Source organism: Dysgonomonas sp. 511 (assembly GCF_010501105.1).
Taxonomy (GTDB): domain Bacteria; phylum Bacteroidota; class Bacteroidia; order Bacteroidales; family Dysgonomonadaceae; genus Dysgonomonas.
In genome coordinates this window covers 1-324 of sequence record NZ_QVMQ01000099.1, presented here as the reverse complement: position 1 = coordinate 324, position 324 = coordinate 1, and the positions used below count along the sequence as shown (strand labels likewise).

The 324-nt window shown below is 42.3% G+C and carries 1 pseudogene; it reads left to right on the top strand.

Annotated features, from left to right (window positions below):
- Nucleotides 1-275: pseudogene (locus D0T57_RS16135) on the top strand (hypothetical protein); the annotation flags it as partial.
- Between the last annotated feature and the right edge of the window lie 49 nt (nucleotides 276-324).

Sequence of the window (324 nt, the reverse complement as noted above, 5' to 3'; positions counted from 1 at the left end):
AGATAACAACAAAGGAACTGCACCGCGCCGCTTGCTGCAACCTGTCGGAAAGTTTCGAAACCAACCCCTCTGTCGATGTCTCGTTTAGCGATGCCGTGGGCATGTCTACCGTACCCGAGGTAATAGTAGCCAATCACGCGGGAATGAAGGTGCTGGCGTTCTCTATAATTATCGGCTTGATGATAAAGAAGAAAAGTTTATATTGCAACAAGTTTATTCTTCTCCCAAACCAATCAAAAAGTCTAACATATTTCCCATGCATTTCAAACCGATAGAATATACAAGCTCTCGTAACAACAAATATTATATGATATTTCGGGCGTA